This window comes from Acinetobacter sp. GD03645 (assembly GCF_029845285.1).
GTDB lineage: Bacteria > Pseudomonadota > Gammaproteobacteria > Pseudomonadales > Moraxellaceae > Acinetobacter > Acinetobacter corruptisaponis.
Window position 1 is genome coordinate 1 of record NZ_JAOCLL010000018.1, and the last position, 18445, is coordinate 18445.

The 18445-nt window shown below is 35.6% G+C and carries 22 protein-coding genes and 1 pseudogene; 17 read left to right on the top strand and 6 right to left on the bottom strand.

The features are described from left to right. Both N5J47_RS13935 and N5J47_RS13940 read left to right on the top strand, forming a co-directional pair. The coding region (locus N5J47_RS13935; protein WP_279960568.1) for a TIGR02594 family protein at positions 1-510 on the top strand (510 nt) is incomplete at its 5' end. Positions 511-625: 115 nt separating this feature from the next. Further along, positions 626-2596: a hypothetical protein gene (locus N5J47_RS13940; protein WP_279960567.1), complete on the top strand. Its 1971-nt coding sequence runs from the start codon at positions 626-628 to the stop codon at positions 2594-2596. A gap of 702 nt (positions 2597-3298) precedes the next feature. On the opposite strand, the gene N5J47_RS13945 is transcribed toward N5J47_RS13940, so the two are convergent. From N5J47_RS13945 to N5J47_RS13960, 4 genes are all read right to left on the bottom strand, one after another. Then, complete coding sequence (locus N5J47_RS13945; protein WP_279960566.1) at positions 3299-3547, bottom strand: CPCC family cysteine-rich protein; 249 nt, start codon at positions 3545-3547, stop codon at positions 3299-3301. Between the two features lies 1 nt (position 3548). Further along, positions 3549-4043, bottom strand: coding sequence for a hypothetical protein (locus N5J47_RS13950; RefSeq protein ID WP_279960564.1), 495 nt, complete (start codon positions 4041-4043; stop codon positions 3549-3551). Between the two features lie 138 nt (positions 4044-4181). Beyond that, positions 4182-5320 (bottom strand): IS3 family transposase gene (locus N5J47_RS13955; protein WP_279960563.1). Its coding sequence is split into 2 segments (ribosomal slippage): positions 4182-5062 and positions 5062-5320, totalling 1140 coding nucleotides; the frame shifts between segments, so codons are not numbered across the junction. Positions 5321-5722: 402 nt separating this feature from the next. Beyond that, positions 5723-5941 (bottom strand): excalibur calcium-binding domain-containing protein, encoded by a 219-nt coding sequence (locus tag N5J47_RS13960; RefSeq protein WP_279960562.1) that lies wholly within the window; start codon positions 5939-5941, stop codon positions 5723-5725. 259 nt (positions 5942-6200) lie between these two features. Here N5J47_RS13960 and N5J47_RS13965 point away from each other — a divergent pair, with 259 nt between their 5' ends. From N5J47_RS13965 to N5J47_RS13980, 4 genes are all read left to right on the top strand, one after another. Further along, positions 6201-6596 carry a hypothetical protein gene (locus N5J47_RS13965; protein WP_279960561.1) on the top strand — a complete coding sequence of 132 codons (396 nt, stop codon included), beginning with the start codon at positions 6201-6203 and terminating at the stop codon, positions 6594-6596. Positions 6597-6668: 72 nt separating this feature from the next. Further along, a complete protein-coding gene (locus tag N5J47_RS13970; protein WP_279960560.1) occupies positions 6669-7952 on the top strand; it encodes an AAA family ATPase in 1284 nt (427 codons plus the stop codon). Further along, on the top strand, positions 7945-8997 hold the full coding sequence (locus tag N5J47_RS13975) for a hypothetical protein (protein ID WP_279960559.1): 1053 nt from the start codon (positions 7945-7947) through the stop codon (positions 8995-8997). Before N5J47_RS13970 ends, N5J47_RS13975 begins: the two co-directional genes overlap by 8 nt. Before the next feature lie 180 nt (positions 8998-9177). Beyond that, on the top strand, positions 9178-10398 hold the full coding sequence (locus N5J47_RS13980) for a hypothetical protein (RefSeq protein WP_279960558.1): 1221 nt from the start codon (positions 9178-9180) through the stop codon (positions 10396-10398). A 141-nt stretch (positions 10399-10539) separates the two neighbouring features. Here N5J47_RS13980 and N5J47_RS13985 read toward each other — a convergent pair whose 3' ends face one another. Continuing rightward, a complete protein-coding gene (locus N5J47_RS13985; protein WP_279960556.1) occupies positions 10540-10833 on the bottom strand; it encodes an Arc family DNA-binding protein in 294 nt (97 codons plus the stop codon). 117 nt (positions 10834-10950) lie between these two features. Here N5J47_RS13985 and N5J47_RS13990 point away from each other — a divergent pair, with 117 nt between their 5' ends. The 5 genes and pseudogenes from N5J47_RS13990 (at position 10951) to N5J47_RS14010 (ending at position 13479) form a co-directional block, all read left to right on the top strand. Then, entirely contained in the window at positions 10951-11109 is a 159-nt protein-coding gene (locus N5J47_RS13990) for a toxin-antitoxin system HicB family antitoxin (protein ID WP_279960555.1), read from the top strand. After that, positions 11106-11897 carry a phage antirepressor KilAC domain-containing protein gene (locus N5J47_RS13995; RefSeq protein WP_279960554.1) on the top strand — a complete coding sequence of 264 codons (792 nt, stop codon included), beginning with the start codon at positions 11106-11108 and terminating at the stop codon, positions 11895-11897. The genes N5J47_RS13990 and N5J47_RS13995 overlap by 4 nt, the downstream gene beginning before the upstream one ends. A 72-nt stretch (positions 11898-11969) precedes the next feature. Further along, complete coding sequence (locus tag N5J47_RS14000) at positions 11970-12284, top strand: hypothetical protein (protein ID WP_279960553.1); 315 nt, start codon at positions 11970-11972, stop codon at positions 12282-12284. After that, positions 12284-12535: a hypothetical protein gene (locus N5J47_RS14005; RefSeq protein WP_279960552.1), complete on the top strand. Its 252-nt coding sequence runs from the start codon at positions 12284-12286 to the stop codon at positions 12533-12535. The genes N5J47_RS14000 and N5J47_RS14005 overlap by 1 nt, the downstream gene beginning before the upstream one ends. A gap of 288 nt (positions 12536-12823) precedes the next feature. Further along, positions 12824-13479: pseudogene (locus tag N5J47_RS14010) on the top strand (hypothetical protein). Positions 13480-13575: 96 nt separating this feature from the next. On the opposite strand, the gene vsr reads toward N5J47_RS14010, so the two are convergent. Beyond that, positions 13576-14067 (bottom strand): DNA mismatch endonuclease Vsr, encoded by a 492-nt coding sequence (vsr, locus tag N5J47_RS14015; RefSeq protein WP_279960551.1) that lies wholly within the window; start codon positions 14065-14067, stop codon positions 13576-13578. A 310-nt stretch (positions 14068-14377) separates the two neighbouring features. Between vsr and N5J47_RS14020 the strand changes: the two genes are divergently transcribed. The 6 genes from N5J47_RS14020 (at position 14378) to N5J47_RS14045 (ending at position 18372) form a co-directional block, all read left to right on the top strand. Then, positions 14378-16249 carry a phage capsid protein gene (locus N5J47_RS14020; RefSeq protein ID WP_279960550.1) on the top strand — a complete coding sequence of 624 codons (1872 nt, stop codon included), beginning with the start codon at positions 14378-14380 and terminating at the stop codon, positions 16247-16249. Between the two features lie 94 nt (positions 16250-16343). Continuing rightward, a complete protein-coding gene (locus N5J47_RS14025) occupies positions 16344-16676 on the top strand; it encodes a hypothetical protein (RefSeq protein WP_279960549.1) in 333 nt (110 codons plus the stop codon). A gap of 108 nt (positions 16677-16784) precedes the next feature. After that, on the top strand, positions 16785-17066 hold the full coding sequence (locus N5J47_RS14030) for a hypothetical protein (protein WP_267979516.1): 282 nt from the start codon (positions 16785-16787) through the stop codon (positions 17064-17066). Between the two features lie 78 nt (positions 17067-17144). Continuing rightward, complete coding sequence (locus N5J47_RS14035; protein ID WP_279960548.1) at positions 17145-17603, top strand: hypothetical protein; 459 nt, start codon at positions 17145-17147, stop codon at positions 17601-17603. Positions 17604-17757: 154 nt separating this feature from the next. Next, positions 17758-18087 carry a four-helix bundle copper-binding protein gene (locus N5J47_RS14040; protein ID WP_279960547.1) on the top strand — a complete coding sequence of 110 codons (330 nt, stop codon included), beginning with the start codon at positions 17758-17760 and terminating at the stop codon, positions 18085-18087. A gap of 90 nt (positions 18088-18177) precedes the next feature. Further along, entirely contained in the window at positions 18178-18372 is a 195-nt protein-coding gene (locus N5J47_RS14045; protein ID WP_267979513.1) for a hypothetical protein, read from the top strand. Positions 18373-18445: the final 73 nt, after the last annotated feature.

The window sequence follows — 18445 nt, forward strand, 5'->3', positions numbered from 1 at the left end:
ATGAGTAATTATCCCGAATTGTCCTGGATTGCCGAGGCACGCAAACATATTGGCTTAAGAGAAAATACAAGCAAATTTGCGCATTCACCAACTATCTTAAGCTGGTTAAAAGCCTTAGGTGCCTGGTGGATGGATGATGAAACACCTTGGTGTGGCACTTTTGTTGCCCATTGTCTGCAAACGGCTGGAATTAAATTTCCAAAAGACTGGTACAGAGCATTAGCATATTTAAAGGGTGGCAATAGGCTCTTAAAACCCGCTTATGGCTGTATTGCAGTCAAAACCAGACAAGGCGGTGGACATGTTTGCTTTATTGTTGGTAAAGATAAAGCAACAGGAAAGCTTGTCTGTTTAGGTGGGAATCAGTCAAATATGGTTTGTTATGCTTTATACAACGAAAGCGATTTTGAAGCTTTTATGTGGTATGGACAGACTTCAAATCCAGCACAGCATCGTTATGACTTGCCGATTTTAAGTAATATAAAAGCAACTTGTGTGACTGAAGCATAATTGCAAACGCTCACTATCATCATTGATAGTGAGTATTTTCATCTACGCCTTTCTACCATAATTTATAAGTTTGTTTTATATTAATTTCTCATAACAAAATAAATAGGTTAATAAAATGACAACAGATGCAGATATTACCACTTGGTCAGGCCGTACTCAGGAAAGTAAGAATAAAGATTTTATAAATGTTGCTGATTATGGAGCCATTGGTGATGGCGTGTTGCATCCTCTATCAGAAAAATATAGTAATTTAGCTGCTGCGCAGATTGATTATCCTCAAGCAACTTCTTTGACAGATTCCATTGATTGGGCTGCATTTCAAAAGGCATTTAAAAATGATGTCAATGTCTATGCAAATCATGGTTTATTTATATTAAATAAACCATTGGTAGTGGGGAAACAATTACGAAGATTCATAGGGACAGGTCATGGGGCTTGGGATACTATTTTCCATAACCGTAAAAAAACATGGGATGGAACGAATTTAATTTTTACAGACTTGGCTAAACTAAATACCATTAAGGGAATTACCTCTCAAAACAAGTTTGGTGGCAGTCGCCCAGACAATGATGATCCAACCAAGATTTATAATTTAACTTCATTTATGCAAAAAGACGGTACAAATACCGCTAAACCATTCTCTGCTGCGATAAGCTTTGAATGGGCAGAGAACTCAGGTACTAATGCCCAAATTCTGGAAAGCTTTAGGTTGGTTCCTGCGAATGGTGAGAATTTTATTTCTGAATATGATAAACCAACAGATTCTCTAGGAGCAGATATTGATATTGGTATTTATCGGTTAAATACTGAATATAATCAGATTCGTAACTTCCAAGTAGTGGGTTATTGGCGTATTGCTGCTGTTGCAGATGTCCAAACTGGACAGGGTGTTGCAGGACGTGGTGAACGTAATACATTAGAAAATGGAACATTACAGGGCTTTTGTGGCTTACTGGAACGAGCTTCAGACCTACAACCAATCACGGCATATACGTCCAACTCTTTTACTATTCCATATTTTGATGAATGGTATTTTAACCCCACAGGTTCTTGTCAGTTAGGGGTGTTATCAGGTTACTACAACTGGACAGGTATAAATGTCAACCAATCAGTCGGTACAATTACATTTACTGGTGTGACACCTGAAATTACAACTAATATTATAGGTTTTCAATTTCGCTCTTTTTTTCGTGGGACTGGTAAGGCAGGAACACGTTATATTAATTTAATGGTACATGGCTTAAATCATAAGTCAGGCAAGACAGGAAAACAGTTAGGCTTCAGCGAGTTTACAAGGGCGCATGAGGTTAGCGGATGGCCTATTAGAGGTGTTGAATATTTTACTTTTAAGTCACAGATGGTGAGTAACGAGCCTCTAAGTGCTTTCTACGGAAACATGGCAGATGCACAATTTTATGGTTCACAGCACGAAAGTGGGAAAGTTCTTGCAACTCCATATACATCACAGCAAACATGGGCAGAATATCCCTGTTTTGATACTCGTGCAATTCGTATGTATTCATGGATTGCTAATGACAAGTCTATGTTTACTCCCCGCTCAAGTTACGATGATCAAGAGCTTTTCAGCATGTCTGACTTGTCTGGATATTTTAAAATCAATTTACCTGCTACTATGTCAACCCAAATAATCAAAAATAACTCGCAATCGATCTATTACTATAACAGTACGGCTGTATTGGGAGGCTGGAATACTTTAGGTAATTTTGAGATAAAACAAAACGTTGTATTTACTGATAATAGTAGCAAATTAATATTTACTGGTAATGCATACTTACAGGCCAATAGCACGAATAGCCTAACAATTTATGGTGGTTCAGGAACAGTTGCACCAGGTAGAGGAACAAATATCCAATCGTTAGGTTCATCGGCAGAATCTTGGCTTTCTGTTTATTCTAAAAAGTATATGCATACTTCACAAGTTGGAATTTTGTTTGGAGAGGGTGATCCAAATGGACAAATTTCTGCGTCAGTTGGAAGCATGTATTTACGGACGGACGGTGGTGCGGGAACAACATTGTATGTGAAAGAGACTGGAGTGGGGAGTATGGGGTGGGTGGCAAAATAGTTGAAATAGAAAAGCCTCTAGAGGCTTTTCTTGTTACCAAGATATTTGTATAAATTTCCCTGAAAGCTACCTTAAAAATAGATTGATAGAAAAATATGCTTTTAGAGCGATCAATCAGCGCTTCTTTCGTGGTTGCCTCTGTATTTCAATTGCTTCAGGTTGTAGGAACTCATCATAGCCAGAATCCTGATTAAGATCACTTCCCACCTCTTGGCTCACATCATCGTATGAATTCTGGTTAAACTCATCGTATAAGCATCTTGGCTAAAGTCATCAGATGGATGGGAAGTCTTGGTTCTCAATTGGTGCAGATTTATTACTTATAACCATGTCTCTTGATTAAGTTACAAAATCAAATGACCATAGTTTTTAAATGAGTTTGAGCTAAGTCCATTACCTCAAATAAAACCCAAGACATAAGATCAATACCCCAGGCAGCATACATAAAAAGCCCATCGCTTTAGCTTCTTGAGTATTTCTGATGTGTCTATGAAATATATGAGGACCAAAGATCATTCCGAAAATAGCCAAAATGAATCCAATAATTATTAAAAATGCTGACATCGCTTTTTTACTCGTTAAGATGCTTTCATATTAAAATTAGTTTTTTTATAGTCAATAATTCATCCCACCTAAAAAGATTTTTACTCAATTTATCCCAACTCACTCATAGATCGCTCACTATGTTCTATTACTCACAATCTAACTCTTTGGAATCTCTTTATCTTTCGGCTTTCTCACATCTTTGACAAATCGTTCTTCCATAGCGCCGTATTTCTTAAAATTCTTACGAGCTTGATACAGTGAAAGTACGTTTGCACCACCACCGTAGTTATGATCCTCTGCCTGTACAGGATCATCCTCCCAGAAACACACAGGACAGATGTCATAATCGCCGTTTGATGGCTCATCTCTTGTTAAATAGCCACAGCATAAGCATGGATAAGGCATTTTATTTCTCCAATATTTTTTCCACTTGCTGATTCATCACTTTGATTTGTTTTGCCTCATATATCTTTGCATTCTTATTTTCATCAGTTATCAAACATAGGGACTTTAAGCACATAGTGGTAAGGAATAACTTTTCTTTTATTGTTACACCATCAACTTCTACTTGGGGATAGATACCTAAATCACCATTAGGTTGATCACGACCAACATAACTTTGGGTCAAGATGAATCTTTCCTTTGCGACTTCTTTTCCTCTATTTATGAGGTCCTGACCGACTTGAAGGCCTTTAATCATCGCTAGAAGAAGTACAAGCAATATGGAGTAGTGCACGAAAAAAGAAAAATCGAAATCAAAGTTTTGTGAAGTTGACTTAGACTCATCATCTTCAAAGATACTTTTTTTAATTTGTGGTTGAGTTAAATTTAATTTGGTAAGTAATCCAGTTGTTGTAACTTCAACTTCTTTATCTTTCTTATAAATAAGCTTGCCACACATTATGAAAAATTGGGCAATTTTTTGCCATATAAGTTTAAGAATACTAGGAGTTCTTTTTCTTAAAAATTCTTTTGTTTTAACTCTAATATTTAACTTTCTCAGTGGACTGCTCCCAGTATCCTAGACATCGAAGTAGTCTCATTTTGAAACTGCCTCAAATGCTTCTGGGCTCATTCCGTCGAGATGCGAATGGCGCCTAATCCGATTGTAAAACATCTCGATGTAATCAAACACATCTGCACGCGCCATTTCTCGAGTTTTATAGATTCTCTTTTTAATTCTTTCCTTCTTTAAGCTGCTAAAAAAGGATTCTGCAACAGCATTGTCCCAACAGTTTCCTCTGCGACTCATACTGGGAATCAAGTTATGCTTTTGACAGAATTTATGCCAGTCTCCGCTGCTGTATTGTGAGCCTTGGTCTGAATGTATGATCACAGGTTCATTGGGTCTGCGTCGCCATACTGCCATAAGAAGTGCATCCAAAACGATATCCTTAGCAAGCGTAGGTTTCATTGACCAACCGATGACTTTCCTTGAATATAAATCGAGAACCACAGCCAGATATAACCAGCCTTGCCATGTGCGGATGTAAGTAATATCAGTCACCCAAGAGGTGTCTGGAGTATTTACGACAAACTGTCGATTTAAATGGTTGGGTGGCACAATCTGAGGACGGCCTCGACCATAGCTTTTATGTTTCTTATACCCTCGTACAGCTGTAATACCATTGTTTTTCATGATCTTCAGTACACGATTAGGACCACAGCCTTCACCTAATTCTTTAAGGTCTAAAGTAATTCGTCGGTAACCATAGATACCATAGCTAGCATCATAAGAAGAACGTATGAGCTGTAATAAACGCTTGTCTTCAAGGGTTCTACTTGATTCAGGTTCATGTAGCCAAGCGTAATAGCCAGCGCGAGCGATCTTTAATACCCGACACATCGTTTTAATCTTAAATTGATGGCTGTATTCAAGGATGAATTGATACTTCACTCGGGCAGGCTTGCAAAGTACCTTGCGGCCTTTTTTAAGATATCTCGTTCCTCTTCAGTCTGTTTAAGCTGACTTTTAAGGCGTAGGATTTCTTTCTTTGCTTCAAGCAGTTCATGTTCATCATGATTGTTGTGTAATGGATGTACAGCTTTAAGCCATTTATAAATACTGTGTTGTGATACACCTAAACGTTCTGCCACATCACTGACAGAATATCCACGTTCAGTAATCAATTTAACAGCTTCATCTTTAAATTCTGGGGTATAGCGTTGTCCACTCATAATGTTCTCTCCTATGCAAAAAGAATAGACGATATTTGTCTAGGAGAGTGGTGGCAGTCCACAGATAGTTAACCAAGTAATAAAGACTTAGAGAATAAATAATGATTAATAAATTAACTGTTAGCCCAATACCTCGAACAATCCAATAAAGCCATTGTTTCTTAGAAATAGAAGAGATATAAGAAAAAATAATTAATATAGCAACAAGAGGACACCATGCTTTATAACCTGTAAGCATGCCTTGAATAACGGTACTGGCCACTGGAATATCAAATGCATCTAGATTATGGTGATAAAAACTTAGATAGCCGATGTAATAGCAATATCCACACCAATATAGGAACATTGTAAAGATTGAAGTCAAAACAGCCCAATCAAAATTTATATTAATCTTCATAAAAATTATTTCTTTTTCGGACAATTCTTGCCACTTCCACCTGGTAAGCAATCACATGCTTTGCCATCTCCATCGCGGTCTAAGCTTTTCCATCCTGTTCGACCAGATTTTTTACGCTGTTCATACCAAGCTTGAGCTTCTTTTTGAGTTCCAAAGTCTGCACATTTCTTTGCATAGCTTTGAGAAGAAAGCAATCCTATTAAAATAAAAATTATATATTTCATAAATTTGTTTTGAGTGTAAATTTAAATAGATTGTAACAGCGGCTTATAAAATACTGCAAATCCCAAAAATTAAAAGAAGTTTTTAATTTAGTGTCATTTTTTACTATTAGTTGACAAATTAGGAGAATAGTCCGAAATTTTGGTTGACAAATCATCGTATTAGTCCTAAAAGGTGAAAAGAACAAATATGATTATGCTTTATTTCATTTGAGCAAGGATTTGCTGGATAATATAAGCGGGTAAACTATGAAGACTCAAAATGTCTAAAGTGAATAGAAAGGGTAAATTAGCCCAACAAAGTCTTGATCTATATGATCCATCAGTTCAGCAAGAACAGGGTGGCGATCTTGATTTTGTCTTGAAAATTCACGATGGTCATTTACAAGATTTAGAAATTTCTAGTGTTGCCAACTTACTTTCTGCCTTAGGTCAAATTGTAGGTATTAAACAAGCCAGTTTTAAAACCATTAAAGAAGGTTCTACTACGATTGCAGTTACTGTTCCGAATAACCTTAAAGCAACTGCGATCCTAAACTTAACCAAAGATACATCATCAATAAGTTTCATGCCATTGAGAATGTCAGTTTACAAATATGGATTGATGACTTTAGAGCAAAAAGTGCGCCGAATTGTTTTGCTTACGATGACCCGATAGCTGAGTGGCTTATAGCGCAATGAATATTCAAGAAAGAATTATATAATTTTAGTAGTAAATGAGACCAAGATCATGATTTTTTTAAAAAACTCTAACTTTATTGGAGTACATTCCAGACATGGAATCTCAAAACTCAATTTTGAAAAGAGGATGACGGTTCTAACAGGGTTTAATGGCGCTGGTAAATCTACAATTCTAAGTGGAATTTTTTTAACATTAGAGAATATTGGGCAAAGAGTACAACGTCCATTATTTTCTGCAAAAAAAGACTGGGGGATAGAATTAAATTTAGTTGATGATAGTTTTTATGATGAATATAAGAACAAAATTAATGGTATAAATTTAGCTGATACAAATTTAAAAATTAATGTTAAAAACTTGATAACGAAACCTTATCTTATAGAGGCTGTTCAAGCGGTATCTAAAAAAGTGGATGGTAAGGAAAAACTAGATCTTTATAGTTACTATAATTTTATAGAAAAAGAATTTGAAAAAGAAAGTGAAAATTTAAATATAACATCAAAGACTTTTCAACGTATTGAAAATTTTACAAATATTTATTCTGTTAGTCTTGAACCTGAAAAGAGTTTATTATATAGCATAGATAAATTTTTGAATTTATATACTAAAGATTTACAGAGTAATGGAGATAAGGTAACGGTTGCATTTTATAAGGATGAACAAATTTTTTATTCTAAATTTCTAGAAAATGGTAATGATTTAAGTGGTCTAGATGTTTTTTCTCAGAAAAATAATTTAGATAAATCTATATTTCTTCTTTTATCTGATTTTAGGGGGAGGGTTTTATCAAGTGATAAAATTTTATCTAAAAGTATTGCTGAGGAATTTGAATATAATAAAAGTAAGATATTAGACTATTCAAATGATGAGCTTAATGTTTTTTTTAAAGATTTAATTTCTAAAAAAAGATTTTCTATAGAAGCTCTTAATTTTGTCGATAAACTTAATTTGTTTTTTAAACAAGTTAATAAAACAGCATATTTGGAAGAAGATGGGCTAATTTCCTTTAAGGAGATAATTAAAAACAAAAAAGGAAATATTGAAAGGGTTGTCAAATGGTTTGATTGTTCAAAAGGAGAAAAAACCCTTATATGTTTGTTACTAATGGTTTTCTTATATAGAGATAAAAATACTATATATTTATTTGATGAACCTGATTTAGCTATGCATATAGAGTGGCAAAGAATTCTATTGCCTACTTTATTAGAAATTGCACCTAAATCACAATTTATAATATCAACACATTCTCCAGCATTAATACCTAAAGATGTCTCTCAGGTTGGGTTTATTAATGTTTCAAAGTTAAAAGAGAAAGTGGAGTATGAAAGTGAGTGATATTGCATTTGAAGAAAAAAGTGAATATTACGAAAATTTTGATTATTTTACAGATAATAAGGTTGTAAGAGTTTTGCTTGAAAATATTGTTGATGCTAGCTTATGGGGTGATGCTTTTCCTGACATTGAAAACGTGAAATTCGAATTTGCTACGGCAATTGATTTAGCTGATGAGTTAAATATTGTTGCGGCAGAGGGATGTAAGCAATTAGATAAAATTGGGCATTATCATTTAGGAAAGCATTTAATTATTTGTAAAGATAGTGATTATAAATATCTAGCTTTTCTAATGAAGAAAATTTTAAATCGAACAGTGGAAGATTATTTTTCCTCTACTTACATTTTTGAAACAAATGTTCACTCTAAAGAAAACTTAGAGTATTACTACGACTTTATAGCAGAACATTTTGCAAGAAAATTGTATATTCACCCAAGCAAATTGATCGATGAGGCACCTTGGTTAAATATGTTCTATAAGTCTTTTTCAGAAATACTTTATAAACCATTAATTAAAGCTGTGTATCATGATTGTGTTCTAAAAGAGAGCCTAGGTAAGCAGGATGCGTTAAATGAGCTATACAATAGTCTTCAATTAATGAACACAATCTCTACTCGTAATCTTGATGATTATGATATTAAATTTTTTAAAACTGTTGAATGGAATACATTTAAACAAAAAATGAATTCTTTTGAAGCTAAATTAGATTTACACTTCAAAAGTAATTCTAAATTAGTAGATATTGAAAAGATTTTATTAGAACTTCATGTTTATGGTATAAATTCTGAAAATATCTATCTTTTTTTTAAGGGGCATAATATTGAAAAATTATTTTTCCAGCAATTAAAAAACTATCTGATTAAATTATATGAAAAATTTAAACAAGATCAAATTTCTAGACTTTCTGGTCAAGCTGCTGAAGACAAACGTAAGCAATTGAGGAAGGAAAAGATAGACTTTAATATAAAATATGATAAGAGAGATCTAAATAGAATCGATCTATTTAAGTCTACAATTATAAAAATAAATAGTTTATATACAGCGTAAAAGCACCTCACGGTGCTTTTTAATCCCTAAAACTTTCAGTGTCCACACCAACTATTTAAAAATTCTAAAATCCCCCAAACAATACAACACCTTACCCCGAAATTCCACCCCACAACACCCCCAAGTTGAGGTATAGTTTAGGGCTGAGTTAGAGTTAAATTTGCTGGTTGGGGTGTTCTAATGGGGATTTTTGATGAAATCATGGCCAAAGAGAAAGACTATATTCAAATTATTGAAATAGTAGAAAAAATTGCTGAGATAGAGGGTTCTATATATAAGGCATTAATGACTTTAATGCACTTTAGAATTGATGAAAAAATACCTTGCTATCAGAAAAATGATTATTTTGAATTTGTTGATATCGATAATGATAATGTGAGTACTTTTAGTGCAAATGAGCTTCTATGGCATTTATTTCAAGAGTATATGAAAAATGGTGGCATTAATACAGAAATTAAAAAATTGTTAGATAGTGAGAAAGAAGAATTTAAAGAGTATTTTTGGCTAAAATCAGATTTATATGATCTTGAATTAATTAAAAAGTTAGGGGTATTAGAAGATTTTTCGGATAATCAAGATTTACTCGAAACTATTTCTTTTGATGATTTTGTAAAAGAAAGTGATGAAAATTTAAAGAAAATAGATGTACTTTATCCAACTATTAATTATGCAGAACCTCATTTACGCTCATTATATCTAGCAACTTTATTTTCTGAGATTGAAGCAGCTTGCCTTATATCTGGAGATGATCCTATAAAGATGAAAGCCTTAATTGATAGTGGTGATTTAAACTACAATTGGCATTATTCAGTCCATGCTCAAGTAGTTAAAACTATAGAACGAGCAATTTTGTCTAAAGGGCTGCAACTCGAGCATAATCTTATTACTCGCCAATCATTACAGCAGTTTCTTTTAAGTAACGGGCAGACTATTCAAGGATTTAATACTGATATTGCTTTGGGACTATTAGATCAAACAAGATACGGCAATCTAACAATAGGACATGCTTCACCTGAACACTATCAACAAAAAAATAAAGAACTATCAGAAAAAATTGAACAGTTGGAAAAAGCCTATCAGGAATTGAAATCCATACAATCTATTAACAGATCTAATTTAGATATCCCTGATGACTTAAAAGGATTGGAGTTAAAAAATCAATTAGCAAAAGATAGAAATGGTATGGCAAGAATTATTGCCAAACATCTTTGGTCACTTCCTGAACATCAACAAACACTACCAAAAGATATGGTTAAACACGTAACAGGAAGAATGGAGCATTTCTGTAAAGAAGATGAGATACCTAAAGACATTACAAGTATGAAAAAAATTATTGCCTTAGTTGTACCTGAACACTTAAAAAATAAAAAAGGTAGACCACCAAAGAAATCAATAACTTAAAATATAGTGAACATAGAATAAATATGGCGAACATAACATGCTAAATATGTTTAACATCAGTTGATCATATTTTTTTATATAAAAAACAATTCCATACTAACCCCATACTAATTTCGTATTGGGGTAAAGTATGAAAATTGATTATGGATTCTCATCCGTATTGCTCATAAGAAGTTCTAAGCCATTTTGTGATTTTAATAAATCATCTCTTTTGACAATCATAAAACCTAATCCATCCAATGCAAGACTATTAGCTAGGGCTGACATCAATTCCCCTGGAGAAGTGTCTTTCAATGAAGCTCTACTAAAAGACTCTTCTAATCTAGCCACCACATCAGCATTAATGGATCTACCTAAATTTGAAGCAGATTCAGTGATTTTATCTTTCAGCTCTTGAGGAAGGCGTACTTTTAACTGTGGGTCTTCTCTGCTCATAATGGGAAACCATAATAAATTAATCTTATTTTATAGATCACGTTGGTATTGACAATAGAACCACCGTGGTTTAAATTTAATTCAAATGAACCACCGTGGTTCTAAATTGGAGTAACAATGAAAAAAGTCAAAACAGTAGACGTAAAAGTTCGCCTCAACATTGAGCTACATCAAAAGTTAAAAGCGAAAGCACAGCTTGAAGAACGCTCAATGAATTATCTAATCAATAAAGCAGTTGAGTTGCTGGTAAACCAAAGTAAAGGGGTAAAACCATGAATGCATTAGTAAAACCATCAATACAAGTTGCAGATGTGCAAACGGCTGTAATTGAGTACCAGTCTGTTCCTGTGCTACTTAGCGAACAATTAGCAGCTTTCTATGGTTCAGATGTTAAAAATATCCAAAACAACTTTCTAAGAAATACTGGTCGTTTTGTTGAGGGTAAACACTATTTCAAATTGGAAGGTGCTGAATTAAAAGAGTTTAAGAACTTACCATCTTTAAGAGGGTTAGTTGATAAACGAGTTCCACATCTTACTTTGTGGACGGAAAAAGGTGCAGCACGACATGCAAAAATGCTTGAGACAGAGCAAGCTTGGAATGTGTTTGAGCAATTAGAAGAATGTTATTTTTCAGTCAAAGATAAAATTCAACCGCTCAATCCAGTAAATTTAAGCCGTTTACAATTAATTGAAATGGCGATGCAAGCTGAACAAGAGCGTTTGGAACTTGAACACAAAGTCGAAGTCATGCAGCCAACGATTGAAGCCTTTGATCGTATCGCCAAAGCAGACGGTAGTTTTTGCCTACGTGACACAGCAAATAACCTACAGATGCGTCAAAGTGATCTAATCAAATGGCTCCAGTTAAACGGCTGGATTTACAAACGTCCTGGTAATGCTGCATGGCATGGTTATAGCGATAAGCTACAGGCTGGTTATTTGGAACATAAAACCGAAGTGATTACTCGCCCTGATGGTTCAGAAAAAATTACAGAGCAGGTGAGAGTAACATCAAAAGGTTTAACTAAACTTTCTAAATTATTAGGAAACAACAATGATTAATTCAGGCAATAAAAAAGCCCTCGACTTTGGACGGAAAAGGGCTTTTGGATTGCTAACACAGGAGTATTAACTATGACTAGTATGGTACAAACAGAAGATAATATCAACTTTGAGGCTTTATTTAGCTTTGAGGTTATTAAACAGCACAATGACCAGAACCTGACTATCATGCGCCGTATTGCTTTAACACCCTTAACCCGTAGTTACGAGCAGCTTGTAAACTCGACCATGGAAAGTGAGCAAGGAGGCGAGGCTTTTTTGCAGGTTTTCCAGATTGCCAATGAATATATCCAGTATTTAAAAGACACTCTGGAATTGGCAGAGGTATCAGTAAATCGCCTTGCTATTGTTGGTCAAACTTGCCTACAACAAATGGAGAATGAGTAATGAACACAGCCGTCCATGATCATATCCTTGTTTCCCAAAGCCATCTAAAACAGATGATTGAGCTAATTCGTATGGCAAGTGATGTTACTGAGCAGCTTGATGTGATGTGTAAAATCATTGAAGAAAAAGCTGACCAATACAGTGATATTAAGTGTCTGGCGCATGTGGCCCGATGTCATGCTGAAAACTGGGCAAACCTGTTTGATGTTGATCGGGAGTCGTTTGAGGATCAATATTTTCCGAAAAATTAATGTTAAGGAGCCTTGCGAAAGCAGGGCTTTTAAATAACTTTCAAAGAAGAAAATATCTTTCTTTTATGGTTTGAAAAATTTTACAATTTAATTTTACGCTAAATTCTGCATCATAAAAATATTTATACTATGTATATTTTTGATTTTTAAATAATTTTAATAATATTCAAACCATTGCAGCATTATACTTTTCTTCTAATTCTAAAGTTACTGATTTAACTTTTAGGGTAGGATGGCAGAAAATTGATCTTGATAGATGGGAAAAGCATATCTCTAAAAATGAGACATTTGTCCAGCCTAAAGGTAGGGGTTATTGGGGGAGCAATCAGTTTGGTCGCTGTAAATGGATGGAGTGACACACACCATTGCAAATCAACTATGGCGCACCATATGCGCTAGGGGAGCAAACAAATCAACCACAAACTCCAGAATATCGGAATGAAACAAGTAGTGGTATTCAGTCATCGGTGTTTGCGGAATATTATGGTCCCAAGGTGGGAGGTGATGATTTTGACCACGATGAAAAGCTTAATGGAATTGGGACAGGTATAACCCTTACCGCGCTGGATACTTTTAATACTACGCTAGGGGTTAATTTTCAGAAAAATTCAGAGTAGAAAAGTACAGAAATAAATGTGAAAGGCGGCTATAAATTCTATAATCAGAACAATACCTATGCAAATGCCACATTGGGTGTCGGTTACGCATGGTTCAAGGCAGATGATTATGATGTCAAGCTGCGTTACCTGACTTTACCTGTAGAATTTGAATTGGGGCATTATTTCCAGAAAGACATAGCAGGTTATATCGGGCTTGGTTATAAATGGTTATATATTGAAAACATGAAAGATGTATGCACAGGCTACTTCTGTTCCACAGAGGCTTCCGATGCCCTGGATATGGATGGCATCACTTATAAAGCTGGTGTTAGATATAATTTCTAGAAGTATTGTGAATTTTAATTTTAAAAGCTCATCTTATAGATGGGCTTTTTTCTTAACCTTAAGATAGATGCTAGGAACATGGTTCGGCTTAATAATCTAGCTGGTCTTATTATTTTTTGACTGATTGAATACCAGTAGTTCCTCATTCACTTCTAATAATGGTTCACCACTGTGAAGCCATTTACTGATCGTATCCAGAATATTTTCAGGATTTTTTCTATATTTTCGAATGACGCATTCCCAAATGTTACATACTCTCCAACCTTGATCCAGTAGAAGCTGTAAAGCCTTAGCATCATTTATTTGATTCTTGCATATTTTATTTTCCCAAAATTCAGTACGGGTAGTTGGTATCCTGAATAACTTGCAACCTGTGTGACCATGCCAGAAACAGCCATGAATAAAAATGACTGCCTTATATTTGGGTAATACGATATCTGGTTTTCCTGGCAGGTCTTTGCGGTGGATTCTGAAACGGAAACCTGCCGCATGCAGCAGACGACGAACCATGAGTTCAGGTTGAGTATCACGGCTTTTAATTTTTGACATTATTCTGCTACGGGTGGCACTATCCACATTATCGACCATTTAACAGCTCTTTTTAAAACCATTTAATAATCAAATTAACACCATATATTGTGTAAAGCAGTTAATGGATGTTATTTCTTATGTCATCACTGTGATGTTGTTTTAATAAACCTGATAATCTGGTAATGATGAGAAATCTTGACTGATGTAGAAAGCTAAGAATTATTGGCCGATATATTTTTATAACCTTAAACTTTACATAAAATATGTTTAACTCATTTGGTCTTAAACAAAAATTACTGAATCAAACAGTTAAAAAAAGAATAGCTTTTAATATTAGACATGAATGTTGATATTAGAGAATCACGAAATGACAAATAATCTTGAATATGAACACAACAACTTTACACAAGTTCCTAACCTGACTGTGGAAAGCCTCATCATTGACCGTTTTAGTCCTCAGTATTGGCGGATTGATGGTCCACAAACGATGTCTTTTGCCATTACAACCTATGGAAATGGCTTTGAGGCATGTTTTCGGTCACGTACCACAACAGACCTTGCGGGTATTAGCTGGGATTCCTATGATTCCAAAGACCACAAATATTTGGCCTATGAGACCAAGTATGACTACACAGGTGTGATCTGGGATTTTGATATTGAATTGTCAGCTTCCATGCCAGTCCTAAATAACGAGACTCTGACACCCACCTTAACAGTTCAATATCATGATAATGGTGAAGACAAGGTTGCTTATATTGTATTGTTTAATTATACCAACCAACCAGCCTCAAGATCAGCACATATCCATATTGATTGGGATAGCGTGAAAGCAGGATTTTCCGCAACAGAGCATTTTCCTGTAACCAATATTCATCGAATTTTCTTTTCAGGATTTACCACCAGCTACACAGGTTCTGCAACAGTTCCATTGGCACAAGCCGAGGATGGCTATATTCGTATCACCAATTCCACTATCACAGGGCCAAACGCAACACTCACCTTAAATCGGGTGGCTGTACCGCAGCATCCTTATGGTATCTGTACGAGCTATGACGACCATTATGACCTGAATCCCCAGCGTCTGGTGGATAATATGCAGGCCCTAGGCTATCACGGATTGATCAACCACTACTGTGGTATGTCCAAATATCCTGAAATATCATGGCGAAATGATCTGCATAAATGGCAGATTCCAGATGCCCTTGTGACAGGTGAAGATGTAGTGAATCCCTGTACCCGTAAATGGCATGAGCATTTTGCACAGGCACTACATCATGCAGATATGCAGCCCGTATTTGGCGTTAGCTTTGAAATGTATTCTCTAGGTGCAAACGAGTTTTGGGCGCAAAGGGACTGGAACAGCAATTTGGGTCGTACAGGCTATGAACCCCCAAGCTATTTCTTTAGTCTGTGTGACCAGAACGCGCTGGCATACCTGCATAAAGCATTTGTTGAGTTCGCCGATACCATGGTGGTTGGTGGCTGTGAGGTGAATATGCAGATTGGTGAGCCGTGGTGGTGGTATAATCAGGGTACAAATCTGCCTTGTGTTTATGATTTTCCCACCAAGCTGGCATTTAATGCGGATACAGGTTTATATGCACCAGATTTAGGAACCATCTATGACGCCATGAATAAGGTGGGAACACCTTATGATGAGTTTAAAATCTGGCTAAGAAACAGGCTGGGACAAACCTGTCGGGAGATCAGAACGGTGCTTAAGGCAAAATATCCTGATGCAAAGATCTGCCCATTGATCTTTTTCCCCACCATCCGAACACAGATCGAGACGCTTGCCAGCTATATCAATTATCCAAGTGAACATTATTCATATCCAAATTTTGACTATATGATGACTGAAGCCTATGACTGGCTTTTAGAGGCTAGGTTGGATCTGGCTCATCAGGCTGTTGCAGAAATCTCCACTCAGGAGCTGAACTATCCCGCAGACAAGGTGGCATATTTATCTGGATTTGTACCAGACTCATCCATTGCGCATCTTTATGGTTTTGATCCCAACAAACCTTATCGCACACCTATTTGGCAGCGTATTTTTGGTGATCTGAAAAATAATGATTCGCTGGGGCTGATGAAACAGTTGATCTGGGCATATCCGCAGGTGATGCAGGACTCAGTCACGATAGATATGGCACAGGCTCCAGATGGATTCTTTATGGAAAATACATTACATTTCCCAATTACTGACAATACGCCGTATCCACCAGAGATTTATCTATAGGGGAAAGAGGCTGAAAAAATTCGCTTTCACTGATTTTTCAGTATAGATTGCTTATCTGGGTTATATTGGATACAACGCTTTAAAGTGCAGTGTTATGAAAAACAAAATTTTATTTCTCAGCTTTCTTTTGTTCTTGTTGACTGGTTGTAACAAGCAGCCAGAAGTGAAAAATGAGAAAGCCCAAGAGAGTTTTGAAGCCGCGGATAACAAGATTTCCGAGTATCTAGATATTCTGGACAATCCTGACTCTCCAAAAGAGGAGCAGACACAGGTGCTGTGTAAGGACTATCCAAAACTGTATGAATCTAAATATGTACCCGCCTTGTTAAAGCTTGCACCGAAAGACTATACCAAGGAAAAACTAATGGCTGACCTAAAGGTCTCAACTGACTATTATGCGGATAAGCTGGGTATTAGCTGTAAGTAAGCCAGATAAAAATTGAAAAAAATAAAGCCCCAAATGGGGCTTTTCTTTGCGATAAATTTAGTATATTTAGATAATAATGAGAAATTATGTACATATTTAAGGATAAATATGAGTGAAAAACATGAATTAAAAGAAAGCACAACCAATACCTTTATAGGATGGGCGGTCATCATCTTAAGCTTTATTGCAGGAAGTGTGTTTATTTTAATTTTTGGTCAGGTAGAAAGCCAAAATGACAGTTATGACACTGTGTATGTGTGGTCTGGTGTTATGGTCGCGATTGGATTGGGAATAATATTGAACGGCTTGCTATTTGGTTATTTGATCTTAAAAGTCAGTAGCATTTTGCAATACCATGAACAAAGAAGCATAACAAATATTGCAGAATAGGTGCCATAGCCATACAAACAACAGGATATTCAGGTAATTCCAGCATGCTTAAATATTCCTAAACAGAGGGATGTTTTTATGTGGATTTTCATCATTACGATCATTGTTGGTATTGTCATCACCCTGTTGGCCAAAAAAAATCAACATAATCAAACCTTGTCCACCTCTGCATCCGAGAATGAATCCTTTGCTGATAATGTGCTGTATACGTTTGAAATTGTGGGTGAACAGGCCTATCAGGAAAACCTAAGAAAGATTGCTGGAGTAAAAAATAAACAATCTAAATTTATCGAGGTGATGGCAAGGGTATTTTCTGAACCATTGAACCAGTTTGACAAACATGCGATCAAGGTTGAAATTAATGGCTTAACTGTGGGGTATCTAAGCAAGGAGGATGCAAGGCAACTTGCTGGCAAGATAATTGATACAAATGTTGCTGCGGTTATCAATGGTGGCTGGCTTGATGAAGAAGATGAGGGGCGTTACGGTGTAAAGCTTGCAATCCAAAGTTTGGACGATTTGCAAGGTAACCTATAATGATTTTTTGCATTTTCAAACTTCAGTAGCCATATTTTATATTTAACGAAATAAAACACTTTTTACTTTTCATAACTCAATGTTGCTGTTTCATATCAGCTTAACTAAATAGATTATTTATTAATCATTTTTTGTTATTTAGTTGGAGCATAAAATGGACTCAATCAGCTTTTCCGAATCTGCCAAAGCCTGTATTTCCTGTTCGTTGACCTGTACAGCATGTGCAGACTTATGTCTCAGGGAAAATGATATCGACATGATGCGCGAATGTATCAAGAGATGTATTGAATGTTCAGAGATTTGTGCCTTATGTGCCAGGGCTAACCAGAGAAAATCATCTTTCAGTATGGAACTCTGTACGTTATGTGCAAAAATATGTGATGCCTGTGGTAAGGAATGTGCCCGACATCAAGCTGAGCATTGCCAGCAGTGTGCGCAGGCATGTCGTCAATGTGCAATTGAATGTCGAAAAATGGCCGCCTAAATATTTTAACCAGAGATATTAAAAACCGAATACATCGGTTAAAACAGGCGTATACTGAAAGACAACACCAGAACCAAACAGGACTAAAAGATGCTTGTTAAATTTGCAATTCGATTCATGGCTGTTTTGTTTTCAGTATTGGCTTTAGCCGCAATTGTTATTCACTTTTTCTTTTCGAGTGCCTTAACGACTGACTTATGGATTATTGTTGTTCCTGTTATTCTTGGTATCCCGATTCTGACCGCGGTGGTCGTTGCAAAAGATGAGGAACTTAGTGTTCATTGAATTGAGAATAAATCTTAATTTTACTTATTCATACTCAGTTCTATAATCTCATCATCGAAAGTAGATTCAATGT